At 69.4% G+C, this 24,795-nt stretch carries 19 protein-coding genes; 10 read left to right on the plus strand and 9 right to left on the minus strand.

Features of this window, described 5'->3' with window-relative positions:
* Positions 1 to 4: 4 nt before the first annotated feature.
* From ABZZ74_RS21860 to ABZZ74_RS21875, 4 genes are read right to left on the minus strand one after another with little or no spacing between them, the layout of a single operon-like run.
* On the minus strand, positions 5 to 1,369 hold the full coding sequence (locus ABZZ74_RS21860; protein WP_356767300.1) for a carboxylesterase family protein: 1,365 nt from the start codon (positions 1,367 to 1,369) through the stop codon (positions 5 to 7).
* Positions 1,366 to 2,247, minus strand: a complete 882-nt coding sequence (locus tag ABZZ74_RS21865; RefSeq protein WP_356767301.1) for a carbohydrate ABC transporter permease — start codon at positions 2,245 to 2,247, stop codon at positions 1,366 to 1,368. The genes ABZZ74_RS21860 and ABZZ74_RS21865 overlap by 4 nt, the downstream gene beginning before the upstream one ends.
* Entirely contained in the window at positions 2,244 to 3,164 is a 921-nt protein-coding gene (locus ABZZ74_RS21870) for a sugar ABC transporter permease (protein WP_356767302.1), read from the minus strand. Before ABZZ74_RS21870 ends, ABZZ74_RS21865 begins: the two co-directional genes overlap by 4 nt.
* A gap of 7 nt (positions 3,165 to 3,171) precedes the next feature.
* Positions 3,172 to 4,473 carry an extracellular solute-binding protein gene (locus ABZZ74_RS21875; protein ID WP_356767304.1) on the minus strand — a complete coding sequence of 434 codons (1,302 nt, stop codon included), beginning with the start codon at positions 4,471 to 4,473 and terminating at the stop codon, positions 3,172 to 3,174.
* 626 nt (positions 4,474 to 5,099) lie between these two features.
* On the opposite strand from ABZZ74_RS21875, the gene ABZZ74_RS21880 reads away from it, so the two are divergent.
* Complete coding sequence (locus ABZZ74_RS21880) at positions 5,100 to 5,420, plus strand: hypothetical protein (RefSeq protein ID WP_356767306.1); 321 nt, start codon at positions 5,100 to 5,102, stop codon at positions 5,418 to 5,420.
* A gap of 51 nt (positions 5,421 to 5,471) precedes the next feature.
* On the opposite strand, the gene ABZZ74_RS21885 is transcribed toward ABZZ74_RS21880, so the two are convergent.
* A complete protein-coding gene (locus ABZZ74_RS21885) occupies positions 5,472 to 9,089 on the minus strand; it encodes a LamG-like jellyroll fold domain-containing protein (protein WP_356767392.1) in 3,618 nt (1,205 codons plus the stop codon).
* A gap of 471 nt (positions 9,090 to 9,560) precedes the next feature.
* Between ABZZ74_RS21885 and ABZZ74_RS21890 the strand changes: the two genes are divergently transcribed.
* The 3 genes from ABZZ74_RS21890 to ABZZ74_RS21900 all read left to right on the plus strand — a co-directional run bounded on the left by ABZZ74_RS21890 (position 9,561) and on the right by ABZZ74_RS21900 (position 12,972).
* The gene (locus ABZZ74_RS21890; protein WP_356767308.1) at positions 9,561 to 10,574 is read left to right on the plus strand and encodes a LacI family DNA-binding transcriptional regulator; all 1,014 of its coding nucleotides are present in this window, start codon (positions 9,561 to 9,563) and stop codon (positions 10,572 to 10,574) included.
* Between the two features lie 143 nt (positions 10,575 to 10,717).
* The gene (locus tag ABZZ74_RS21895) at positions 10,718 to 11,965 is read left to right on the plus strand and encodes an extracellular solute-binding protein (protein ID WP_356767310.1); all 1,248 of its coding nucleotides are present in this window, start codon (positions 10,718 to 10,720) and stop codon (positions 11,963 to 11,965) included.
* Between the two features lie 20 nt (positions 11,966 to 11,985).
* Positions 11,986 to 12,972 (plus strand): sugar ABC transporter permease, encoded by a 987-nt coding sequence (locus ABZZ74_RS21900; RefSeq protein ID WP_356767312.1) that lies wholly within the window; start codon positions 11,986 to 11,988, stop codon positions 12,970 to 12,972.
* A 13-nt stretch (positions 12,973 to 12,985) separates the two neighbouring features.
* Here ABZZ74_RS21900 and ABZZ74_RS21905 read toward each other — a convergent pair whose 3' ends face one another.
* On the minus strand, positions 12,986 to 14,197 hold the full coding sequence (locus tag ABZZ74_RS21905) for an RNA-guided endonuclease TnpB family protein (protein WP_356767314.1): 1,212 nt from the start codon (positions 14,195 to 14,197) through the stop codon (positions 12,986 to 12,988).
* A gap of 161 nt (positions 14,198 to 14,358) precedes the next feature.
* Between ABZZ74_RS21905 and ABZZ74_RS21910 the strand changes: the two genes are divergently transcribed.
* The 3 genes from ABZZ74_RS21910 (at position 14,359) to ABZZ74_RS21920 (ending at position 18,923) form a co-directional block, all read left to right on the plus strand.
* Positions 14,359 to 15,183 carry a carbohydrate ABC transporter permease gene (locus ABZZ74_RS21910; protein ID WP_356767316.1) on the plus strand — a complete coding sequence of 275 codons (825 nt, stop codon included), beginning with the start codon at positions 14,359 to 14,361 and terminating at the stop codon, positions 15,181 to 15,183.
* 77 nt (positions 15,184 to 15,260) lie between these two features.
* The gene (locus ABZZ74_RS21915; RefSeq protein WP_356767318.1) at positions 15,261 to 16,997 is read left to right on the plus strand and encodes a trehalase family glycosidase; all 1,737 of its coding nucleotides are present in this window, start codon (positions 15,261 to 15,263) and stop codon (positions 16,995 to 16,997) included.
* Positions 16,998 to 17,069: 72 nt separating this feature from the next.
* The gene (locus ABZZ74_RS21920) at positions 17,070 to 18,923 is read left to right on the plus strand and encodes an RICIN domain-containing protein (RefSeq protein WP_356767320.1); all 1,854 of its coding nucleotides are present in this window, start codon (positions 17,070 to 17,072) and stop codon (positions 18,921 to 18,923) included.
* Between the two features lie 279 nt (positions 18,924 to 19,202).
* Here the strand turns inward: ABZZ74_RS21920 and ABZZ74_RS21925 are convergent, their stop codons facing one another.
* Both ABZZ74_RS21925 and ABZZ74_RS21930 read right to left on the minus strand, forming a co-directional pair.
* On the minus strand, positions 19,203 to 19,610 hold the full coding sequence (locus ABZZ74_RS21925; protein WP_356767394.1) for an amidohydrolase family protein: 408 nt from the start codon (positions 19,608 to 19,610) through the stop codon (positions 19,203 to 19,205).
* Complete coding sequence (locus ABZZ74_RS21930) at positions 19,511 to 19,960, minus strand: hypothetical protein (RefSeq protein WP_356767322.1); 450 nt, start codon at positions 19,958 to 19,960, stop codon at positions 19,511 to 19,513. Before ABZZ74_RS21930 ends, ABZZ74_RS21925 begins: the two co-directional genes overlap by 100 nt.
* Positions 19,961 to 20,437: 477 nt before the next feature.
* Between ABZZ74_RS21930 and ABZZ74_RS21935 the strand changes: the two genes are divergently transcribed.
* A complete protein-coding gene (locus ABZZ74_RS21935; RefSeq protein WP_356767324.1) occupies positions 20,438 to 21,706 on the plus strand; it encodes an MFS transporter in 1,269 nt (422 codons plus the stop codon).
* A gap of 78 nt (positions 21,707 to 21,784) precedes the next feature.
* Here the strand turns inward: ABZZ74_RS21935 and ABZZ74_RS21940 are convergent, their stop codons facing one another.
* The gene (locus ABZZ74_RS21940; RefSeq protein ID WP_356767326.1) at positions 21,785 to 22,729 is read right to left on the minus strand and encodes a LysR family transcriptional regulator; all 945 of its coding nucleotides are present in this window, start codon (positions 22,727 to 22,729) and stop codon (positions 21,785 to 21,787) included.
* Positions 22,730 to 22,849: 120 nt separating this feature from the next.
* Between ABZZ74_RS21940 and ABZZ74_RS21945 the strand changes: the two genes are divergently transcribed.
* Both ABZZ74_RS21945 and ABZZ74_RS21950 read left to right on the plus strand, forming a co-directional pair.
* Positions 22,850 to 23,836, plus strand: a complete 987-nt coding sequence (locus ABZZ74_RS21945) for a fumarylacetoacetate hydrolase family protein (RefSeq protein WP_356767328.1) — start codon at positions 22,850 to 22,852, stop codon at positions 23,834 to 23,836.
* The gene (locus ABZZ74_RS21950) at positions 23,833 to 24,792 is read left to right on the plus strand and encodes a cyclase family protein (RefSeq protein ID WP_356767330.1); all 960 of its coding nucleotides are present in this window, start codon (positions 23,833 to 23,835) and stop codon (positions 24,790 to 24,792) included. The genes ABZZ74_RS21945 and ABZZ74_RS21950 overlap by 4 nt, the downstream gene beginning before the upstream one ends.
* Positions 24,793 to 24,795: the final 3 nt, after the last annotated feature.

Consider the following 24,795-nt stretch of genomic DNA (forward strand, 5'->3'; position numbering starts at 1 on the left):
GGCATCAACACGCCCCCGACGTAATGGACCCCGCCGCCACCGGGTCGAACACGCCCGTGGTGTCGGCCACCGGTGTCGCCCCGGGCCTGCCGTACTCGCGGGCGGGATCCCCGAGCCTTCCCGTGGCCGGCTCCCAGGCCGGCGACCGGCCGTGGACGAAAGCGGCCAGGTCGGCGTGCATGGACGTGGCGAGTTCCGAGGGTGGCTGCGTTCCGAGGGCTGCGGCCGTACCCGGCGCGTCGAGTACGTCGAAGAAGAACGGGATGTCGGCGCAGTGCACGGCTCCGTCGAGTACGGGGGAGGGCCACTCGAAGGAGTACAGCCAGGTGCCGGCGGTGGCGTCGCGACGCGAGGTCGCCGCGCGCGGGCAGGCGGCGCGGAACAGGGTGTCCGTCACCCGGGTGCCCGCCGCGCGGGCGGCGGCGTCGCGGATGCCCGGGGCGCCGCCGTCGAACTCGTCGCCCGTCGCGCCGAGCAGCAGTGGTACGCCGTGTCCGTGCACGGCCAGTCCCTCGGCAATGGGGACCGGAAGGATGTCGTCGCCGACGACCGGACCGAGTACGAGCGGGCCGTCGTCGCCGCGTTCGCTCCGCAGCAGACGGACGCCCTGCTGAACGCTTTCCACTGTGAGGCCGCCGAAGCCGTCGCGCGTCGGCGGCACGCCGAGCCGGTCACCGAGCCGCCCGGCGAAGGAGCGCCCGGCGTCCGCGTCCACCTCGAAGAAGCCGCCGGACACACTGACCGCTCGGTGGAAGCGACCACTGCCGAGGGGTGAGGAGAGCAGCGCGAGCACCGCCCCGCCGCCCGCCGACTGGCCGGCCACGGTGACCCGGTCCGGATCACCGCCGAAAGCCGCGATGTTCTCCCGCACCCAGTCGAGCGCGAGCAGCAGGTCGCGCAGCCCGAGGTTCGGGGGTACGCCGTCCAGCGGGGCGAACCCGTCGACGCCGAGCCGGTAGCCGGGCGTCACCGTGACGATTCCGTCGCGGGCGAAGGCGCGACCGTCGTACCACGGACTGGCCGGGCTGCCCGCGAGGAAGCCGCCGCCGTGGATCCACACCAGCACCGGGCAGGACACAGCATTCGCCGGGGCGACCACACTCAGGTTCAGTACGTCGTCGCCCGGCACCGACGGTTCCGGAATGGTGGTCGTGGTGAACAGCGGCACGCGCTGCGACGTCGCACCGTGCCGGGACGCGTCGAACGGCTCCGTGAACCGGCCGCGTGGCACCGGCGCCGCGAACCGCCGGGCACCGACGGGTGCTTCGGCGAACGGGATGCCGAGGAAACGCCGTACGCGACCGGTGCGACGGCCGATGACCGTACCCGCGGGAGCCTCCACCACGTCCACCACGTCCACCGCCGTCACCGCATTCCCGTTCCGGAGATGCCCTGCACGAAGTAGCGCTGCAGGAACAGGAAGAGGACGAGGACCGGCAGCATCACAACGATCGCGCCGGCGAGCATCAGGCCGTAGTCGGTGACGTGCGCGGCGGCCTGGCTGGTGGCGGCGAGGCCCACCGGCAGCGTGTAGCTGGAAGTGCTCTGGGCGACGATGAGCGGCCAGATGAAGTTGTTCCACGAGAAGAGGAACGACATGATCGTGATCGTCGCGACGGCGGGGCCCGCAAGCGGCAGGAAAATCCGGAAGAAGATCCGGAACTCACCTGCCCCGTCGATCCGGGCCGCTTCCAGCAGTTCATCGGGGACCGACAGGGCGTACTGCCGCATGATGAACACCGACAGCGGCAGCGCCGCACCGGGCAGGGCGATACCGGTCAGGGTGTCGGCCAGGCCCAGGTCGACGGTGATCACGAACTGCGTGACGAACACCGTGGTGAACGGCACCATCATCGCCGCCATGACCGCGCCGAACGCGATCTGCTTGCCCGCGAAGTCCAGTTTGGCGAGCGCGTAACCCGCGGCCGACGCCGCCACGATGTTGCCGGCGACGACGATCACCGCGACCACGATGCTGTTGACCAGGAACCGGCCGAAGCCCTCGGTCCTGAACAGTCGTACGAAGTTGTCGAGGGTGACGTGGTGCGGCAGCCAGGCGCCGGGGTCGGAGCGGATCTCGGCGAGGCTGCGCAGCGAGCCGCTGAGCACCCAGAGGAACGGCAGCATCGTGAGCAACGCGCACAGCACGAGCGCGCCGTACAGCAGGGGACGGGCGACGGACCGGCGGCGGAAGTTCGTCCGTTCGCCCGTCATCTCGGCATTCCGCGGTGCGGCGATGGTGGTCATGCGCGAGGCCTCAGCATTCGGAACTGGACGATGCTCACCAACGTCACGAGCAGGAGCATCACGAAGGACGCCGCCGAGGACACGCCGAACTCGCCGACCCCGAACTCGTGGTAGGTGTACAGCGCCATCGACTCGGTGGAGCCCAGCGGACCGCCGCCCGTGAGCAGATACGGCTCGTCGAACACCTGGAGGTAGAAGACCGTCAGCAGCACCGACACCATCAGCGTGGTCGGCATCAGCAACGGCAGGGTGATGTGCCTGAGCTGACGCCACCGGCCGGCCCCGTCGAGGGAGGCGGCCTCGTACACGTCCTGCGGCACCGCCTGCAGACCGGCGAGGAACAGCACCATCGCGATGCCGAAGTTGCGCCAGACGCCGAGCGCGATGACCACAGGCATGGCCAGGTGCGTGTCGTCCAGCCAGTTCGGCCCGGCGAAACCGATGGCACCGAGCACCTTGTTGACCGTGCCGTTGGCGTTGAAGGCGTACTGCCAGATCATGGCAACCGCCACCACGTTCGTGACGACCGGTGCGAAGAAGACGGTACGGAAGGCGCCGCGCAGCCGCCGGATGCCGGAGTTGAGCACGAGGGCGAGCGCGAACCCGGACCCTATTGTCAACGGCACACCGACGGCCACGAACAGGACGGTGTTGAGGATGTCCCGCAGGAAGGTCGGGTCCTGCAGCAGCCGGAGGTAGTTCTGGATTCCGGTGAAGTTGACGGCGAGCGGATGCCGCAGGTCACTGCCGTGCAGATCGGTCAGGCTGAACCCGAGCGCGGCGAGGGTGGGTATCGCCGTGTAGAGCAGGAACACCAGGGCGAACGGTGCGAGGAACAGCCAGGCGACAGCGGTTCGCCGGGCACCCCGGGGCCGAGGCGCACCGCGCGGCTTCGCCGGCCCGATGATGGCGGTCATTCGGGGTTCACCCCTTGCCCGTGCCGAGACTCTCGGCGTATGCCTGCACGTTGGCGGCTGCCTTCGCGGCGGTCCCCTTGCCCTTGGCCACGGCCTCCATCTCCTTGCCCAGCCGGGTGGCGACCTGCTGCCACGTGCTCACCTGCGGGAACGCCCGGGTGTTCTTCAGCTGCGAGAGGAAGGCGTCCAGCAGCGGCTGGCCCGCGATGGCAGGGTTGGCCCAGGCGGAGGCGACGGCCGGCAGCGAGCTGTACGCCCTGTACTGCGCGACCTGGGTGCTCGGCTTGGAGAGGTACCGGATGAACTTCCAGGCCGCGTCCGCGTTGCCGCTGTCGGCGAGCACGCCCCAGCTGCCCCCGGCGGAGAAGGAGACGCTGCCCGACGATCCGGCCGGCAGGGGCGCGGTGGCCACATCGGAGGCCGTCCAGCCGGTCTTCTTGGCGACCGCGTCGAGCTGGCCGATGACCCACGGGCCCGTGATCATGCAGGCGGTCTTGCCCGACACGAAGTACGGCTGCGCGTCGAGGAACGTGGGCCCGCTGGTGTCGGCGATGCCCGAGGTGAAGAAAGACGCGTTGTACTTGATCGCATCGACCATCGCCGGCGTGTCGAGCGTCCACTTGCCGTCGGCCGAGAGCAGCGAGCCGCCCGCCTGCCAGGCGTACATCGCGACGTCCTGGCCGTTGAAGATGTCCCAGCCGATGTCCGCCCCGAGCCCGTGCCCGGCTCCGGCGCGCTGCAGCGCCTTGAAGAACGGCACCACGTCGTCCCAAGTCGTCGGCGCCTTGACACCCGCCTTCCTGGCGAGGTCGGCGCGATAGACGAGGGCATACGTGTAGGCGTACCAGGGCACCGTGTAGGCGACGTTCTTCACCACACCGGCGTCCCACAGACTGCGGAAGAAGGTGGACGGGTCGACGAGACCGTCCGGGACGGGGCGCAGAATCGACGGATCGAGGAACTGGGCCTGCGCCTCGGGGAAGAACTGGGCGACATCGGGCCCCTTGCCCGCCGCGATCGCCGACTGGAGCTTGGTGTAGTACTCGGCGTTCGGGATCAGCGTGAATTTCACCGTGAGCTTGGGGTTCGCGGCCTTGAAGGGCTTGATGACCTTGTCGAGCACGTCGGCATCGCCCTGGGCGGCCCAGACGTTGACGGTTCCCTTGGCCGGGGAGTTGTCGACGGGCTTGGCGGAGGCGGCGGCCGCAGCGTCGTCACTGCCGCGACCGCAGCCCGACAGGGCGAGGCTGCCGAGGAGAGCTGTGCCGGCGGTCAGCTGGAGGACACCGCGTCTGGAGGGGTGGGACACTCTGGGGCTCCTGTCTCATGGGCGCTGAGCACAGTGGAATTTCGGGGGAAGTAGCGATTTCGGTCCGGGGGAGGTGATCGATGTTCTGGTGCCGTTGCGGCGTGGCAGTGACAGTAGGAGGGGTGCGTTGCCATGGCATCGCGCGTCCGTCACCGTGAAATTTCGGAACTTGTAGCAAAATCCTCTTTGCTGCACCGGGCCGGTCGGCGGTCAGCCCGGTAGTCACTGCGCGAAGTCCCTGTTCAGGCCGGTGGCGAAGGTGCCGACTTCGGGCAGCGTCGGTGCGTCGTCCGCGCCGCACCTACCCAGCCACGGCCCCTGACACCTGCCCGGAGGCGACAGCCCCTGCGGCCTCAGGCCGTCAGCGCGTCGAACCGCAACGTCGCTGGGACGGTGAGGGCGTCGAGTACGTCGAAGGCCTCACGGCGAGGGTGGCCGCATCGATGTCGGCGAAGCGAGGGGTGCACCTATCAGTCGCCAAGCCGGGTGAGGATGGTCGGCATGACGGCCCGCGTCGATTCTGTCCGGCTTCTACACCTATCCGATCGACACGCACGACGAGGTGCTGCCGTGGTTCCTCGAGACTCTGTCGCTGCCCCGGTCGATCGACCCCGTTTCTCCTGTGTGTGCAACCGCCCGGTGCCGAGGAGCGTGTCCTCCCCCTGCTCGCGGTCGCCTGCACCGACAGCGAGCAGGAAGGACGCGACGCACTGGTGTTGGCGTCATGTTCGGCGATCGACCGGGCCCTCGAGCGCCGTTTCGCGACGCCTGCCTCCTTCGACGAGCTCTACCTCTCGCCGATCGCCGTCTGCGACGACGAGAAGGAGGACGCACTCTGCGTCGAGTGGGCGACCGGGCAGATGCGGCGGCTCGAGCCGTTCTCGGCGGGCATCCAGCTCGCCACCTTGCCGTTGGTTCGGGGCAGCTGCTGTCTGAGAAGCAGATAGCTCAACCCGCGAGGGAAGAATCGCCCTGCTTCAGCTGGGGGAGAAGTCAACTCATCGCACCTCCCGCGCGTACGGCGCGACGACGATCCGGTCGATCAGCGGCGCATACCGGGAGCGGAGCAGTACGCCGGGGAAGGTGTCCGAGGCGTATGTCGTGCCGTCGAAGTTCGGCAGTTCCTCGGAGCGGAAGGAGACCGTGTTCTGACCCTTCTTCAGCTGGAGGGGGACGGTCAGTTCCCAGAAGTTGTCCTGGTGGAAGGTGTGCGGGAAGCCGACGCGCTGTGTCTCGCCGCCGTTGACGGTGATGTCGGCGTGGCGGGCGAGCGGGTCGGGGTTGTAGTGCGTGGCCTCGGACTGCTCCGGGTTGGAGTAGCGGATTCGCAGCGCGTACAGGCCGGCCTTGTCCGCGGTGACCGTGAATGTCGCGGTGTTGCCGTTGCCCGGGTCGCCGCCGATGCCTGTGATCGCCGTACCGTCGGTCGCCAGCGGCAGCGAGGCCGACGCGGCCGAGCCCGCGAGCTTGGCGTCCTGTGCCTCGTACGTACGCGTCTTGAGCGTGCCGTCGGTGGGCGTGACCGTCAGCCGGTCGACGAGGGTGACGCCCGAACCACTGGTCACCGTCACCTTGTTGATGCCGCCCGAGAGGGAGACCGCCACCTTGTGCCGGGACTTGGTCACATGCAGGACGTCGTGTCCGTTGACGGAGAGCCGGGCATCCGCGCCGCCGAGGGTGTCGACGCCGAGGGTGGCCTCGCGGTCAGCGGGGGAGTAGACCCAGAACGTGGCCGTCTGCTGCTTCGCGACCCGGACCGCGCCTGAGCCCGTGGCGGGGGCCGGGGTGTGCTTCGGCAGGTCGTAGACGGGGTGGGCCCCGCCGCTCGTCCAGGCCAGCTCGCCTTCGTAGACCTGGGTGGCGGCCGAGGCGTCCGGCAGGGACAGCGTGAGCCGGTCGACGATGGTGTCGCCCTTGGTGGTGCGCCTGCCGTCGAGGCTCTTCGCGGCGAGCGTCAGGGTGTGCCTGCCCTCGGTGAGGTGCACTTTGGTGTCGGTGTGGTCCCACACCACCCACTTGTAGCCGAGCGGCAGGTACAGCTCCTGCTCGCCGGCCGCCTGGCCGTCCACCCGCAGGAACACGTTGGTCGGGCCCTGTTCCTTCACCTTGTCGTAGGTGTTGAGGGAGTTGGCGAAGACACTCAGGTCGTAGGTGCCGTCCTCGGGCACGTCGACGGCGAAGTCGAGCGTGACGTCCGAGCCGGTGCGCAGGCCGCCCACGTCGTAGCCGCCGGAGGTGTAGAACTTCGACACGTCGCCCGTCGAACCCTCGGGGCCGTTCTTGGAGTAGCCGGACCCGGTGTGGGCGGCGTCCTCCGCCTCGTACGACCCCTGCCAGCGCACCGGCGCCGACTGCGCGCCCTTCGCCTTGCCGGCCGGGCTGAGGATGATCTCGTACGCCGAGGACTCTTTCAGCCGCGGCAGCGTGCCGTCGCCGAAGTCGACGACGACCTTGCTGTCGGCACCGACCTTCAGGTTCGTCTCGGTCAGGAGCTTCGGGCCGGAGTTGTCGCCGACCTGACCGCTCCAGTCGATCTCACGCACCCAGGCGTGGACACGGTCGCCGAAGACCTTCTTGGGGACGTTGTCGAAGGTGATGTGCCCCTTGCCGGTGGACCCGCCGAAGATCAGCCGGGACTGCTTCTTCTGCTCGTCGAGCGTGGCCACGCCCTGCATGGTGTAGTTCTGGCCGGGGAACGGCGGCGTCACCGTCAGCGTGTGCCCGCTCATCGAGGCGTACGAGTGCAGCAGCCACGACTGGCCGTTGCCGCGGTTGGACTGGACGGCCGAGTCGGAGAGGTTGCCGTCGATGTTCCAGTACGCGATGTCGGCGTCCACCTTGGACTCCTCGATCGCGGACACCCATTGGATCATCTGGCCGGGTACGGAGGTGTGGTAGTTGAAGGCGTACTCGTTGATGTTGACGGGGAGTTGGGTGCCCTCGTGGTCGGTGCCCTTGAACAGGTCCTTCTCCCAGGCCCGGTACTTGGCGACGCTCTGGCGCACCGCCTCCGGGTGGCTCAGCTCGTGCCAGGTGATGACGTCGGGGAGGGTGCCGGCGGCCAGGGTGTGTGTGAGGAAGCCCTTCACCTGGTCGTACAGGACGCTGGTGTTGGGGCCCGCTATACGGGCGTCCGGCATCTTGCCCTTGATGAGCTTGTAGGCGGAGTCCCAGGCGGCGAAGTAGTCCTTGGGGTCGGTGAGCCAGCTGACCTTGTCGTAGCTCCAGTCGCCGGTGCCGAACATGTTGCCCTCGGGCTCGTTGAACGGCACGAAGACGATGTTGTCCTGGTACCGCTTCGGCAGGTGGAGTACCTGGTCGACCTGCTTGGCGATCTTCTCCTCGTAGAGCTTGAGCTTCTCCTGCGGGGTGTCGCCCGGCCACTCGTAGGGGAAGCCGCGGTGGATGTCCGTCATGTAGATGTACACGTCACCGTCGGTGGAGTCGGCCAGCGGCTTCACCACGTCCAGCGCGTCGGCACCGGGGTGCTGCGGGCCGTCCTGCGCCTTGGTGGAGACGGTGCGCAGGCCCATGCCCTCGATGAGGTTGTTGGTAGGGACGTCCGGGCCGTAGACGCCGTAGAGGGTACCGGACGCGCCGCCGTGGAAGGGCCCGGTGTCCGAGGCGAGGTCGACGGTGAGGGCTCCCTCGCGGACCACGGAGACGGTCGCCTGCACGGCCTGTCCGGCCGCGGTTCCGGCCACCGTGAAGGTGCCCGTCCCGGCGTACTTCTCGGGCGGTACGGCGTCCCAGGCGATGGGCGTGTCGCGGTCGTAGCCGTCGGAGAAGGTGGAGCGGACCGAGGCGGGCAGGGACGGGGCGGTCCCGGTCGTCGTTCGGACGTCGAAGGACGTGTGCGAGAGCTGCTGGAGGGTGGGGAGGGTTCCGACCGTGCCGGCCACCTGCTCGGCGGTGAGTGCCGAGTGCCAGACCGTGAAGTCGTCGATCGCGCCCTTGAGCAGCGGGTCCTGGTAGAAGGACTTGCCGATGTAACCGGCCGCCGTGGCCGAACTGTCCAGCAGGTCGTTGGCCTTGATGGTCGTCGCGGCGGAGGAGACCGCCACGCCGTCGAGGTAGGTGGTGAGCCGGTGGGCGGACGTGTCGAGGGTGACCGTCACTGTCCGCCAGCCGTCGGCGGGCAGCGGCGCGTAGCCGGAGACCTGTGCCTCCGCGCCTCCGCCGCCGGTGGTCACGGCGGTGCGCAGGACTCCTCCGTTCGACGGCGTCGTGAACAGGTACCTGCCCGTGTCGGTGCCCAGATCGAAGATCCGCTGCCAGGCCGACTTGTCATCGCTCCACCTTAACCGCGCCGAGACCGTCAAATCGCTTGCGTCGCCGAGGACTTCGCGCGGGAGGCGGATGTACGCGCCGTCGGAGGTGGGCGCGCCGCCGGGCAGGGACAGCGCCTTGCCGGCACCGTCGGAACCCGTGACGGACCGGGCGGTCGAGCCGTTCACCAGGGTCGCCGTCAGGCCGTTGCCGGAACTGTCTGTGATCTTTCCGGTGGCGAGATCGTCCTGGTCGAAGGTGTAGTGGGCGGCGGGCTGGGGCGTCTCGGCCGCCTGTGCGGGTAAGGCCGGCGCGGCCAGCAGGCCCGCCCCGAGGGCCAGCACCATGGCGACCGGGGTCCGGCGCCGGGGGGATCTGTCAGCGTGTGGCATGGATTGCGTCCTCAATCCGTGTGTGTCGAATCCGTGTGTGTCGCGGGCGTCGAACCAGTTCGATCGTGGCTTCGCCGACAGCAGGTGGCTCGCCTGCCCGGCGGAGGGCTGAGGTCCGTGCTCGCGGGGAGGGTGGTGCGGAACCGGCCCACGGTCGCCGGAAGGATCACTTCATCGAACCGGTTCGGGGAAGCTAACACCGTCAATGTCGGCCAGCAATCCCCTGGACCAGAAGAAATCCGGACCTTCCGCCGGATACGAATTGTTTGCCGGGGGTGTTGACAGTCGTTGTGGCTGTTCCTACCTTCACTTCACGCGAACCGGTTCGACGATCGGATCCGTGTCGCAGTTCCACCCCGCACCCTCACGAGCCGATGAGTACTCTCGTCACCGAATATTCGAACCGGTTCGAGCAAGGAGTCACCCGTGAACATCGGTGAGATCGCCCGGCGGGCCGGTGTCTCGCGGAGCACCGTGTCCTACGCACTGAGCGGCAAGCGCCCGGTCTCGGAGGACACCCGCCGCAAGATCCAGGAGGTCATCGACGAGCTGGGCTACCGCCCCAACGCCAGCGCCCGCGCCCTCGCCAACGGCCGCACCAGCACCATCGGCCTGGTCTTCCCGCCGGCCGGCAACCACTACACCGGGATGCAGCTGGACTTCATCGGCAGTGTGGTGGAGGCCGCCGCGGCCTACGACTACGACGTCCTGCTCTCTCCGAGCGGCGTGGACAGCGACCGCTCCTTCCAGCGGCTGCTGGGGGAGCGGCGGGTCGACGGCGCGATCCTGATGGAGATCAGGCTGGAGGACGACCGGGTCGACCACCTGGCCGACCTCGGCTTCCCCTCCGTCGCCATCGGCCGCACCGCCCATCCGGAGGGCGGCTGGTGGGTGGGCCTGGACCACACAGCGCTCGCGGCGGCCTGCGTACACCATCTGGCCGACCTCGGCCACCGCCGGATCGCCTTCGTCAACCGCCCTCAGCAACTGCTGCGGGCCGGATACGAGTCGGCCCACCGCGGTCTCGACGGCTTCACCAAAGCCGCAGCCGAACGCGGCCTGACCATACGTACCTACTGCTGCGGGGACGACCCGGCATCCGGGCAGGCCTGTCTGGAGCAGATCCTGCACGACGACCCCGCCACCACCGGCCTCGTCACCCTGAACGAGGCCGCCCTGGGCGGCCTGTACCGGGGCCTGGCCCAGGCCGGCCGCCATGTGCCGCGCGACTTCTCCGTCTCCGGGGTCGTGGCCGGCCGCTGGGCGGAGACGGTGACCCCACAGCTCACCGCGGCCGATGTACCGGCGGAGGAGATGGGCCGACGCGCCGTCGACCTGCTGGTGGAACGGCTCGACCACCCCGACGCGCCGCCCCGGCACCATCTCCTCGCACCGCCGATCTCCCTGCGCGCCAGCACCGGGCCCGTTACCGCGTCCTGACCGCATCCGCGTCGTTCACTTCACGTCGCTTCACCTCACTTCACCGGACGCTCGAACCGCTCGACAGCGCCGTTCGCCGCGCCCGTCTCGCCCATCACCCCGTGCCTCGGCACCCGCATGCCCAGAACAAAGGAACCCTCGCGATGAACAGCTCCTTCAGACAGCGCCGTCTGACCGCCGCGGCCGCCACCGCGCTCGCGGTGGCCGTCTCCGCCACCGCCTGCTCCTCCGGCTCCGGCAGCACCGACACCAAGGGCGCCGGCAGCGGCACGTACACCATCTGGGACCCCTACCCGCAGTTCGACAAGACCTCGGACTGGGCGAAGCTGCTGGACCAGTGCGGAACCAAGGCCGGCGTGAAGGTCAAGCGGACCGGCTTCGACACCAGCGACCTGGGCAACAAGACGCTCCTCGCCGCCCAGCAGGGCAACTCGCCCGATGTGCTCATCGTCGACAACCCCGTCGTCTCCACCCTGGCCGAGGCGGGCGTGCTCACCACCACCGCCGACAACAAGCTCGACACCTCGAAGGTCGACCCCAACCTCCTGGCGGCCGGACAGTCGGGCGGCAAGACCTACGGCACACCGATCGGCGCCAACACCCTCGCCCTCTACTACAACAAGAAGGTCCTGAAGGCCGCCGGCGTGGACATCGCCTCGGTCAAGGACTGGACCTCACTGACGGCGGCCCTGGCGAAGGCCAAGAAGGCCGGCAAGAAGGGCATCACCTTCTCCGCGATCGGCACGGAGGAGGGCAGCTTCCAGTTCCTGCCGTGGTTCTGGGGATCGGGCGCCAAGGTGACCCAACTCGACTCCGCCCAGGGTGTGTCCGCGCTGACCCTGTGGAAGGACTGGCTGAAGAACGGCTACGCCCCCAACTCGGTGCTGAACAACACCCAGACCACCAGCTGGCAGGAGTTCGCCAGCGGCGACTACGCGTTCAGCGAGAACGGCACCTGGCAGCTCGCCAACGCCAAGAAGGCCGGCCTCGACTACGGCGTACTGCCCATCCCCGGCGCGAACGGCGGCAACGCGGCGGCCCCCACCGGCGGCGAGTTCGTCACCGTCCCGGTCCAGAAGGACACCGGACGCTACGCCACCTCCCAGAAGCTGGTGACCTGCCTGACCAGCGGCGACAACCTCTACACCACCGACACCACCCTGTCCTACGTGGCTCCGACCAGCGCGGTCCAGGACAAGCAGGTGGCGGCGAACCCCGAGCTCAAGCCGTGGGTCGAGGCGGTCAAGTCGGCCAAGGGGCGCACCAGCGACGACCTGGGCACCAAGTACCCCAAGATCTCCGAGCAGATGTGGAAGGCCGTCCAGTCCGCCCTCAGTGGCTCCAAGTCACCCAAGGACGCGCTGTCCGAGGCGCAGTCCGCCGCCAAGTAGTCGGACCACAAGGGTCGTTGATGAACCACACGACACAGCTCCCGGACCACCGGTCCGAGCGCGTCCGCAGCGGGGCGGCGCACGCGGCCGCCCCGCCCCGGGCCCGCCGCGGGAAGCGCCGCCGGCCCACCTCCACCCAGTGGGCCGCCTGGGGATTCCTCGCCCCGGTGACCGTCTATCTCGCCCTCTTCTACGCCTATCCGCTCTACCGCAACCTCGACCTGAGCCTGCGCAACTACACCGTGCGCTCCTTCGTCCAGGGCGACGCCCCGTTCACCGGCCTGGCGAACTACCGCACTGTCTTCGACAACCCGACCTTCGCCCCGGCCCTGCTGCACACCGCCGTCTTCACCGCAGTGTGCCTGGTCTTCCAGTACGCCATCGGGCTCGCCCTCGCGGTCTTCTTCAACCAGCACTTCCGGCTCTCGGCCACCCTGCGCGCCCTGTTCCTCGTCCCCTGGCTGCTGCCGCTGATCGTGTCGGCCTCCACCTGGTCGTGGATGCTCAACAGCGACTCCGGAATCGTCAACGCCGCGCTGCACGCCCTCGGCATCGGGCCAGTGAACTGGCTGACCTCGCCGTCCTGGTCGCTCACCTCGGTGATCATCGCGAACATCTGGATCGGCGTCCCGTTCAACCTGGTCGTGCTCTACAGCGGACTGCAGTCCATCCCGGCCGGCCTGTACGAGGCCGCCGCCCTCGACGGGGCCGGCGCCTGGCGGCGCTTCTGGAGCATCACCTTCCCGCTGCTGCGGCCGGTCTCCGCGATCACCCTGCTCCTCGGGCTGGTCTACACGCTCAAGGTCTTCGACATCATCTGGATCATGACCAAGGGTGGTCCGGCGGACTCCTCGACCACCTTCGCCACCTGGTCCTACCAGCTCGGCTTCGGCAACCTGCTGCCCGCCTTCGGGCCGGGCGCGGCCGTCGGCAACCTGCTCGTGGTCGCCGCTCTGGCCTTCGGCCTGGTCTACGTCCGGGTGCAGAGAAAGCAGGCCCTGTCTTGACTTCCTCCCCCGCCTAAAGGCGGGGGATTCCAGCGGTCGCCCGCTGGGGTTCCTGCTTCACCGACGACCGCCCCGTCCGGGAGGACTCCCGTTGAGGTCTTACACCGTCTCCACAGGCTGTTGCCGCCAGCCCGGCGGCCAGGATGTTGCATGCCGCGTTCACGTCCCGGTCATGCACCACGCCGCAGTGCTCGCACGTCCACTCGCGGACATTCAGCGGCAGCTTCGCCGCGACCATGCCACAGGCCCCGCACAGCTTCGAGCTGGGGAAGAAGCGGTCGATCACGACGAGGTCGCGCCCGTACCAGGCGCACTTGTACTCCAGCATCATGCGCAGGTCCGTCCATGCCGCATCCGAGATGGCGCGCGCGAGTTTGCCGTTCTTCAGGAGGTTGCGGACGGTGAGGTCCTCGATCACGACCACTTGGTTCTCGTGGACGATGCGCGAGGTCAGTTTGTGCAGGAAGTCCCGGCGCCGGTCAGCGATCCGCGCATGCACCTTGGCGACACGACGCCGGGCTTTCTCCCGGTTCGCGGAGCCCTTCGCCTTGCGGGACAGCTCCCGCTGCGCCTTGGCGAGACGGGCGCGATCCCGCCGCCCGTGCCGGGGGTTGGCGATCTTCTCCCCCGTGGACAGGGTCACCAGCGACGTGATCCCGGCGTCGACGCCGACGGCCGCATCCGTGGCGGGGGCCGGGGCGACGGCGTCCACGCACAGCAGGGACACGAACCAACGTCCCGCCGCGTCACGGGACACGGTCACCGTGGTCGGCACCGCACCCTCGGGCAGGCGGCGCGACCAGCGGATGTCCAGGGGCTCCGTCATCTTCGCCAGCGTCAGTTGCCCCTCGCGCCAGGTGAAGGCGCTGCGGGTGTACTCGGCCGACGCCCGGGACTTCTTCCGAGACTTGTACCGCGGGTACCTCGCCCGCTTGGCGAAGAAGTTGGCGAACGCCGTCTGCAGATGACGCAGCGCCTGCTGCAGCGGGACCGAGGACACCTCGGCCAGGAAGGCCAGCTCCCCGGTCTTCTTCCACCGCGTCAGCGCCGCGGAGGACTGCACGTAGGAGATCCGGCGCTGCTCGCCGTACCAGGCCCGGGTCCGCTCCTCCAGCGCCCTGTTGTACACCAGGCGGACACAGCCGAACGTGCGCGACAGCTCGGCCGCCTGCTCGTTGGTGGGGTAGAAGCGGTACTTGAATGCCCGCTTGACCTGCTGCGTCACACCTCACATGTTATCAACTCCTGTGTCAGCCACGGTGGTCGGCCGGCAGCCGGCGAACGCCGGTCCGTCCCGGCGGTGAACCGGCTCTCCCTGCCCTGCTCCGCTGGAGCTTGGCTTCCTCCCCCGGCTGAAGCCGGGGGTATCCACGAAGGAGAGACCCGATGAGCCGCACACGCAGGCGTACATGGGTGAAGACCACGATCGGCCTCGTGCTGACCGGGATCATGCTCTTCCCGGTCTACTGGATGGTCAACGTCTCCTTCACCCGCGACCAGGACATGCGCAAGAGCCCGCCCGACCTGCTCCCCCTGCACGGCACTCTGACCGGCTACCGCAGGGTCCTCGACGAGCAACTGCCCTACCTCGGCACCAGCCTCGTCATCGGCCTGGGCGCCGTCGTGCTGACCGTCGCCCTCTCCGCCCCCGCCGGCTACGCGCTGGCCAAGCTGCGCCCGCGCGGCGGCGGCATCCTGAGCTTCGTCCTGCTGGCCGCCCAGATGATCCCCGGCATCATCATGGCGATGGGCTTCTACGCCATCTACCTCCAGCTCGGCCTGCTCCAGTCCGTCCCCGGCCTGATCGTCGCCGACTCCACCCTCGCCGTCCCCTTCGCGGTCCTGATCTTCACCGCGTTCATGTCCGGCATCCCGGGCGAACTCCTCCAGGCCGCACAGATGGACGGGGCGCAGGCCCTGCGCACCTTCTGGTCGGTCGTGCTGCCCATGAGCCGCAACGCCGTGGTCACCGTGTCCCTGTTCGCCTTCCTGTGGTCCTGGTCCGACTTCGTCTTCGCCAGCACCCTCGTCAACGGCGGCGCCCACGAGCCGATCACCCTCGGCATCTACCACTACATCGGCAACAACAACCAGCAGTGGAACGCCATCATGGCCACCGCCGTCGTCGCCTCGCTGCCCGCCGCGGTGATCCTCGTCCTGGCCCAGCGCTACGTCGCCGCCGGTGTGACCGCCGGCGCCGTCAAGGACTGAGCCCCCAAACCCTCACCAGGACTGGCCGGTTGGCCAGTCGGCTGCTGCCCCCTGCTCCAGAAACGAGTCACGCCATCATGACCGCCGCCCCATCCGGCCCGGCCTTCTCCGTCCACGACATCCCGTTCAGCACCTACGGATCCTGGTTCGACATCTCGCCCGTGGTGGCGGAGAAGACGTACGCCGAGGACCTCCACCTCGTCTCGCACCAGAACGGCATGCACGCCGTCCTGCGCCTGATCCCCTTGAGCACGGCGAAGGGCGAGCGCGCGGAGACCCGCGTCGAGGCGACACCGGGCCTGCTCAGCTGGACCGGCGAGAGTGGCCGCGTCGAGCTCGCCTTCGAGTCGCCGGACACCGTGCGCCTGCGGGGGAGCGGCCTGGGTTTCGGCGTCCTCGCCGCCGCACACCGCCTCACCCCGTTCAGCGGAACGTACTTCTTTCACGACCCGGCGGCGGACGCACACGTGTTCACGTCGTACGAGACAGGACGCCGTTACCGCGTCACCGTTCTGTCGGGCACGCTCGCCGGCGCGACCGGATCCCAGGCCCTGGGCGGCGCAGACCGCGGACTCACCGTGACCGGGGGAGCCGACGGCACCTGGGAGATCGCGATCGAGGAACTCGACACCTCCCGCCCGCCCTACGCGTCCTCGGCGGCCTTCGGCGAGATCGTGGAGTCCGCGCGGCGCTCGTTCGCCGCCTTCGTCGACGCCGTGGCCCCCTGGCGTTCGCCCGCCACTCCGGCCGCCGAACTCGCCGCCTACGTCGTCTGGTCGGCGACCGTACGGCCGGCCGGCCTGGTCACCCGGCCTGCCGTGCTGATGTCCAAGCACTGGATGGACAAGGTCTGGAGCTGGGACCACTGCTTCAACGCCCTCGCCCTGGCGCCCGGTTGCCCCGAACTGGCCCTGGACCAGTTCGCCCTGCCCTTCGACCACCAGGACGCCGGCGGCGCCCTGCCCGACTCGGTCACCCACTCCGAGGTGCTGTACAACTTCGTCAAACCGCCCATCCACGGCTGGGCCTTCGCCCACCTGCGCCGGCGGCTGCCCACGCCACTCAGTGGGGAGCAATTCGCCCAGACGTACGACAGGTTGAGGCGCTGGACCGACTTCTGGCTGACCGCCAGACGCGGCCCCGGCGCCCGACTTCCCCACTACCAGCACGGCAATGACAGCGGCTGGGACAACGCGACCACCTTCGACCCCGAGCGCGTGGTCGTCACTGCCGACCTGTCCGCCTTCCTCGTGCTCCAGCTGCGCGAACTCGCCGGACTCGCCGGGGAGCTGGGCAAGCCGGACGAGGCACGCCGCTGGGCTGACCTAGCCGAGGAGACGCAGACCGCGCTGCTTGACCAGCTCTGGACCGGCGACAGATTCGTCACGCGATCGGCCGCCACCGCAGACACCTGGAGCAGTGCCAGCCTCCTCGACCTGATGCCCATCGTGCTGGGCGAGCACCTGCCCGGTGAGATCAGCAGCGCGCTGGCCGACCACATCAAGGCCCACCTCACTCCGTACGGCCTGGCCACCGAACTGCCCACCTCGCCGCACTACCTCGCCGACGGCTACTGGCGCGGCCCGATCTGGGCCCCAGCCACTGTCCTCGTCGAGGACGGGCTGCGCCGGGCCGGCCACCACCGGCTGGCGGACGACATCAGCGCCCGCTTCCGTTCCCTGTGCGAGACCCACGGCTTCGCAGAGAACTTCGACGCCCTCACCGGAACGGGCCTGCGCGACCGCGCCTACACCTGGACCGCCAGCAGCTACCTCCTCCTCGCGGCGGCGCACGCGCACCGAGACGGCCACTGACGGCCGCCTCCCACACAGCTCCGGGGCTGGACGGGCCCCGGTCACCGCCCTCCCCTCCCCAGGAGCCGCACAGTGAAGCCGTTCACAGCACTCCCCGCAACCACAGCCCGCACCAGACGCCGGGCGGCCTCCACGGTCGCCGTCCTCATGGCCGCCCTGGCCTCGACCCTGGTACCCGCCGCCCCCTCTCAAGCCGCGGACACCAGCGTCACCGTCGACTTCGCCACCGCGGGCGGCGCCCCCACCTACCACGCCTCCGGCATGATCTACGGCATGACGCCAGACGGCTCGCTCCCGCAGGACCACTTCTTCAAGGACATCAAGTGGCACTTCATGCGGGCCGGCGGCGCACAGCTCAACAGCGGCGGCTACGCCACCAGCCTCGCCGACTACCAGACCCGCTGGAACTCGACCCTGGCCCAGTACAGGCGCACGGTCGCCCTCGGCGGCACCTTCGTCCTGCTCCCGCACGACCTGTGGGGCGCGGACAGCACCACCACCCAGGGCTGGCCCGGCGACAACGGTGACTGGACGCAGTTCGACAACTTCGTCAATCAGCTCATCAGCGACGTCAAGGCCAACAACATGACGGTCGAATGGGACCTGTGGAACGAGCCCGACAACAAGCCGTTCTGGGGTGCCTCACAGACCCAGTACCTGCAGATGTGGTCCCGCTTCTACGCCGCGGTGCGGGCCAACTTCCCCAGCCAGCTCATCGTCGGGCCCAGCATGGCGAGCCAGCCGAACTCCTCCAACGGCTGGTGGACGACCTACCTGAACTACGTCAAGGCCAACAACGTCGCCCCCGACATCTACAGCTGGCACGACGAACCCGGTGACCCGGCCGTCGACGTCGGCCGCGCCAACTCCACGCTCTCCGCCGCCGGGCTGACCAACAACCGCGCGTACCAGATCAACGAGTACGCCACCCTGTCCATGCAGTCCCCGGGCGGCGGCGCCTGGTTCATCGGCCGGCTGGAGCGCGCCGGGGCGGACGGCCTGCGCGGCAACTGGGCCTCCGGCACGGCTCTGCACGACGACGAGGCCAACCTGCTCACCAAGAACAGCGCCGGTCAGTACCTGCCGTTGGGCGAGTGGTTCATGTACCGCTACTACGGCTCGCAGTCCGGCAACATCGTCAACTACGTCCCCGGCTCCGGCATCGACGGCCTGGCGACCAAGGACAACACCGCCAAGAACGCCAAGATCCTGCTCGGCAGCAACGGCAACACCGGCAACATCACCGTCAACCTCACCGGCCTGAACACCACCTCGGTCGTGGAGAACGGCCAGGTCCGCGCCGTCGTCCAGCGCGTCCCCTACAACAACGGCGCCGCCGTCGCCGGCCCGGTCACCGTCTCCGACACCACCCTGACCGTCAGCAACAATGCCGCTTCGGTGAGCGTCCCGTTCAGCAACGCCAAGGACGGTTACACCGTCACCCTGCTCCCGCCGTCCAACACCGCCATCTCCACGGTCGCCGTCAGCGAGAACAGCGGCCGGTGCCTGGACGACACCAACCTGAGCACCGCCAACGGCACCCAGTACCAGCAGTACTACTGCGAGGGCGGCTACCAGCAGATGCTCGACCTCAAGCCGGTGGCCGGGCGGACCAACACCTACACCGTGGTCAACGAGCTCAGCGGCAAGTGCCTCGACGTCTCCGGGGCGTCCACCGCCGACGGCGCCGCCGTCGACCAGTGGACCTGCAACGGCCAGACCAACCAGATGTTCACCCTCAACCCCGTCACCGCCCTCGGCAACAGCCAGGACTACCAGCTGGTCGCCGTCCACAGCGGCAAGTGCGTCGACGTCAGCAACGTCTCCACCCAGCCCCGGGCCCTCGTCCACCAGTGGACCTGCGACCCGGCGAGCGCCCTGAGCACGAAGAAGAACCAGATCTGGAGGCTCGACGGCAAGAGCTGAGCGCACTGCGCAGGCGCGTGGCCGTCCGGTACCGGCACCGGACGGCCACAACTGTGCCTTGGACATCGAGCCACAGCGTCGGACTGCGGCAATGGATGCGAACCGTCGCAACGTTCTATGAGGGCGCCCCGCAGACGATTCGCAGGCCGTGTGCGTGCAGGGCCGCCATGTTTTCCCACACGGATTCGAGGATCGGCGCAGCCCGGCGTCCATTCCGTCCATCGGCTCGAGTTCGGTGCGGCCGATGAAGCCGCCCGCCTCGGCCATGGCGTCGATGGTTCACGGATCGGGGCGCATCCCGGAGCGGGTGAGGAAGGTGCAGTGTTCCACGCCGTCCACGCCGTCCACGCCGGCCGTGACCGGGTCGGCGATTGCCGACGCGCCGTGGGCGTGCGCCGTGACGCGCAGGCCGCGTTCGTGCGCGGCATGGGTGATCGCCCGCAGTTCGGCCAGGGTGTACTGCGCGCCGCCGGGGTCCGAGCCGGCCGATCTCATGCTGCCGGTGGCCATCACCTTGATGAGATCGGCTCCGTCCCGGGCCCGTTCACGGCACGGGCGGCCTGCTCGGCGCCGTCCGCCTGCTCCGCCTAGATAGCAGCAGTGGCCGCGGTGCGGGTGATGGGCGGTCCCGAGGAGACGATGTGCGGACCGTGCTCGTGATCCTCCCGCAGGCTCAGCGCAAGATATCCGCGGTCACAGGGGTCACGCACGGTGATGACGCCCGCGCGCGGCGTCTGTCCGGCGTGCGTGCGCATACGGGCCAGGACCATCGTGTCGTCGTCGCCGAGCACCGCTCCTCGGTGCGGCCCAGCGAGAGCCTGATGGCTGTGGGCGTCCACCAGCCCTGGCGGCAGGGTGACGTCATCCAGGTCGGTCAGCGGGACCCTGTCGGGTGGTGCGGCGCCCGAGAGATCGACATCGGTGATCGCCCCGTCCTCGACGGAGATGGCTCCTGGTTTCGGCAGCGCGGGTGTCGGTGCTCGGTGTCGGGGGAGGCAGTCGGGGCGGGCTGGGGGAGGATGGCCCGCCCCGACCAAAGGGGCACGTTGGGGGAGTGGACCGCGGTGCGATCCGTGCCCCGCGTTCGTGGCGCACGCGGCGGTCACACGGCGAGCGTCTCCCTCGGCTCCGGGGCGTCCTTCTTGTGTACTCCGGGGCGCCGGCCGAGCCGCCTTCTGCTCGGCGTACACCTCGACGAGGGCATGGTGGTCAGGCTGGTCGACGCGACGCTCGGGCCCCGGCTCCCGAAGCCATGACCGCCCGCCGGTGCGGCTGTCTGCGCATGCCCGGAGCAGTGATGTGAGCAGGACATCCACGGTGTGAATGACCTGAATACGGAATTCGGATCGCTCGAGGTATGGCAGCGGGGCCGTGCACAGCACATAGTCATGCCGACCCGCACGCCGCCGTCCGGCCGACGGCCGACGGCCGACGTGGGGCACTCTCAGCATGCCGTGCGCTCTCGGCGCGCCCCCACAGGCATGTCCGCTTCCATACTCGTCCCTGGAGTCGCCATGCCCGGTTCCGTCCAGCCGTCCGCCACCGCGGGCGACGACGTCGCGTCGTCGCCCGTCGCCGTCTCGGGCCCGGCCCATCTGCTGCGCCTGACCCTGCTGATGGCGGGCAGCTGTATGCCGATTCTCGGGGCGGTGCTGATCGCACCGGTGCTGCCGAAGATGCAGGACTACTTCGAGTCGACCCCCGGGGCGAAGGCGCTGGTTCCTCTCGCGTTGACCGCCCCGGCGCTGGCGCTGGCGCTGCTGGCGCCGTTCGCCGGGGTGATCGTCGACCGGCTGGGCCGCAAGCGCCTGCTGATCGTGGCGACGCTTCTGTACGCCGTGTTCGGCACGGCCCCGCTCTATCTGGCGTCCCTGGGCGCCATCATCGCCAGCCGCGCACTGGTCGGTGTCGCCGAGGCCGCGATCATGACCTGCTGCACCACGCTGATCGGGGACTACTACACCGGGCACCGGCGGGTGAAGTACCTCGCCCTGCAGACCATGTGCGCCTCGGCGTCGGCCACCGCCTTCTTCGTGATCGGCGGGGCCGCCGGGTCGGCGGGCTGGCGGGCGCCCTTCTGGGTGTACGCCGTGAGCCTGGTGCTCGCCCCGCTGATGGCCACCGTTCTGCCCAACCCCGCGCCCGGCGCGACCGTGGACGAGCTTGGGACCGCGGCGGCCGACAACCGCCGCGTCTTCCCGTGGCGGCAGCTACGGGGAATCTGCGCCCTCACCTTCTTCGGGGCGATGGTCTTCTACACCGTCCCGGTGGAAATGTCGTACCTGCTCGACGACCTCGGCGTGAAGAACTCCGGTGTGATCGGCCTGGCCACCGCCGTGTCGAGCGCCGCGACCGTGGGCGGAGCCGTCGCCTTCAGCCGGCTGAGGCGTTCGCCGGACGCGATGCTGCCCGCGGTCCTCGCGCTATGTGCGGCCGGCTTCGGGGTGATGTTCCTGGCGGGCAACGCCCCGCTGCTGGTAGCAGGGGCCGTGATCAACTGCGCGGGCACGGGCATGCTGCTGCCCGCCCTCCTCACGAGCACCATGTCACGCCTGGCGTTCGAGGACCGCGGCCGGGGCACGGGGCTGTTCATGGCGGCCTTCTTCGGCGGTGAGTTCGTCTGCCCGCTCGTCCTGCTGGCCGTGGAATCCGCGGTCGGTAGTCTGGCCGGTGCGGTGGCCGTGCTGGGGCTTGCTGCCGCCCTCCTCGCGGCGGGTCTCTTCGCGGGCCGCCGTCGCGTCGGTGCCGTCGACGCCCGGCCGTTGCCGGAGCAGACGGCCTGACGGACATACGCTTCGCCAGGGTCGGGCCGCCACGATGTGCTCCGGACGCGGCTTTGGAGTACATCGTGGACAGCCGTGTCAGCGGGACACATCCTCGCGTCTGTCGATGACGTCGCCGTTGCCCGTCAGCGTCGCCCCCACCTCCGCCGCCTTCTGACGCAGCCAGATGTGGGCCGCGTCCTGGGTGTGCACGGGGTGCCACCACATCGCCTCCCGCACCGGTACGGCCTCGAACGGGCAGGGCAGGACGCGTACCGCGGCGGACCGTACCGCTGTGCGGGCCAGGCGTTCCTGGATCATCGCGATCCGGTTCGTGCCCTCGACCATGTGGGGCAGCAGCTGGAAGGTCTGCACGGAGACTTCGACCCGGGGGCTGATGCCTATCATGCTGAGCTGGCGGGCGGCCGGGGCGTCGTAGGGGCGTTGGTAGACGGCCCAGGGCAGCCGGGCCAGATGGTCGAGGGTGAGCTCATTGCCGACCTCGGGGTGGTCATCGGCGAGCAGGCAGAGCCAGCGGTCGCTGAAGAGGTCGACCGCGGGCAGACCGTCGATGACGCCGTGCGGCATCAGCAGGCCGTCGACGGTGCTCAGAACGGTCGCGGTGTTCTCCACGACGGAGGGCGCCGGGTGCTGGAAGGTGAGCCGGATTCCCGGTGCTTCCTGGTGCAGGGCGCGGGCGAGGACGGCCCCGAACACGGCCGCGCCGTAGTCCGAGGCGAGCAGGGTGAACTCGCGGGTCTCGGCCCCCGGATCGAAGTCGGCCTGGCTGGTGAAGACCCGCTCCAGCAGGTCGCAGGCGGTGGCGCTGCGGTCGCGCAGGGCGGCGCCGAGCGGGGTCAGTTCGTAGGTGTTGCCCGTCCGCGAGAGCAATTCGTCGTCGAAGTGGCGCCGCAGCCGGGACAGCGCCGCGCTCATCGCGGGCTGGCTGAGCCCGATGCGCTCGCCGGCCCGGGTGACGTTGCGTTCCTCCAGCAGCGCGCGGAGGGCAACGACCAGGTTGAGGTCGAGTCGGGACAGGTTCACCGGGCACCACCTGGAAGGAGTCAGATATCCATGCCGTGGATGTGCGTCATCCACAGGATTCATTTCCGCGATCTGCGGTTCCAGGTCACAGTAGACCGCAACTCAGCGGGAGGAAATCTCATGGCAACACTCGCGCAACCCGCCGGCCCGTTCGCACTCGGCACGCTCTCCTTCCAGGACGGGAACCCGTTCCCCGCCCTGGTGGTCCGGGGCAGGGTGCTGGACCTGAGCCAGGCTCTGGCCTGGGAGCCGGCCGATGTGCGTTCCGTGCTGGAGCGGTGGGAGGAGGCTCTCCCGGTTGTGCACGTCCTCGCGGGCGAGGAAACCCTGCCCTGGCAGCCCCTCGACGGTCTGCGGGTGCACGCCCCGGTCGAGCCCCGGCAGATCTTCCAGTCCGGCGCCAACTACCGCCAGCACGTGATCGACCTGGAGGTCGCCCACCGCTCGCCCGACGATCCGCGCACGGTCGAGGAGGCGCGTGCCGAGATCGCGGCGGTGATGGACCGGCGGGCGGCGGAGGACCTGCCGTACGTCTTCATCGGCCTGCCCAGCACGATCGCGGGCCCGTACGACGATGTCGTTCTCCCCGCCTGGGCCGAACAGCCGGATTGGGAGCTGGAGCTGGCGGCCGTCATCGCCAAGCCCGCCTACCGGGTGTCCGTGGAGGAGGCGGTGGAGTACGTCGCCGGGTACACGATCGCCAACGACCTCACCGACCGGGCCACGGTCTTCCGCCGGGACATGAAGGCCATCGGCACCGACTGGCTGCGCAGCAAGAACGCGCCGGGCTTCACGCCGCTGGGCCCGTGGATCGTGCCCGCCGGATCGATCGCGGACCCCGGTGATCTGCGGGTCACGCTGAAGCTGAACGGCGACACGATGCAGGACGAGTCGACCAAGGACATGCTCTTCGGAGTCGCCCGCCTGGTGTCATACATCTCCCAGACGGCCCGACTCCTCCCCGGCGACCTGGTGCTGACCGGGTCGCCGGCCGGCAACGGCATCCACTGGGGGCGGCTGCTGCGGGACGGCGATGTCATGGAGGGCTCGATCACGGGGCTGGGCGTCCAGCGCACTCGCTGTGTCGCCGAGGAGGCTGGCGCATGATCGACCGTACGGATCCCGAGGGCGCGATCATCGAAGCCGCCAAGAGGTGCTCCAACTGGGGGCGTTGGGGTGAGGACGACGTCATCGGCACCCTCAACTTCCTCACCGAGGCCAAGCGGCGCGAGGGCGCGGCACTCGTGCGCCGGGGCGTGAGCTTCTCGCTGTCCCAGCGGTTCGACATGAACGGTCCGCAGAAGGGCTGGCGTCGGCGCACCAACCCCGTGCACACCATGCTCGACACCGGCACCGACGCGGCCCTCGGCAACCAGGGCTTCCCGCACGGGATCGGAGGCGCCGACGACGTCATCGCGATGCCGTTGCAGTGCTCCACCCAGTGGGACGGGCTCGGCCACATCTTCGACCACGGCAAGGCGTGGAACGGGCGGCCGGCGGAGAAGGTCGTCACCTCAGACGGCGACCTCGTCACCGGCATCGAGCACATGGCACCGTACGTCGCGGGGCGAGGCGTGCTGCTGGATGTAGGCCAAGTAGTCGGTGTCGGCGGTGAGTTGCCCGACGCCTTCGCCATCACCGAGGAGCACCTGACCGCGACCGCGGAAGCCCACGGCGTGAGCGTGGGACGCGGCGACATCGTCCTCGTACGGACTGGTCAGCTCACCCGCGCCAGACGGGACGGCTGGGGCGACTACGCCGGCGGACCCGCGCCCGGCCTCTCCTTCACCACAGCCGGCTGGCTGCACCGCACGGAGATCGCCGCGATCGCCACCGACACTTGGGGCTTCGAGGTACGGCCCAACGAGTTCGACCACGCTTTCCAGCCCTTGCACCAGGTCGTCATCCCGAACATCGGCCTGCTGGTCGGCGAGATGTGGGACCTCGACGACCTCGCGGCCGACTGCGCGGACGACGGCGTGTACGAGTTCTGGCTCACCGCCGCACCCCTGCCGATCACCGGAGCTGTCGGCTCACCGGTCAACCCCATCGCCGTGAAGTAGCCC

The sequence above is a fragment of the Streptomyces sp. NPDC006476 genome (assembly GCF_040612015.1).
Classification (GTDB): domain Bacteria; phylum Actinomycetota; class Actinomycetes; order Streptomycetales; family Streptomycetaceae; genus Streptomyces; species Streptomyces griseorubiginosus_B.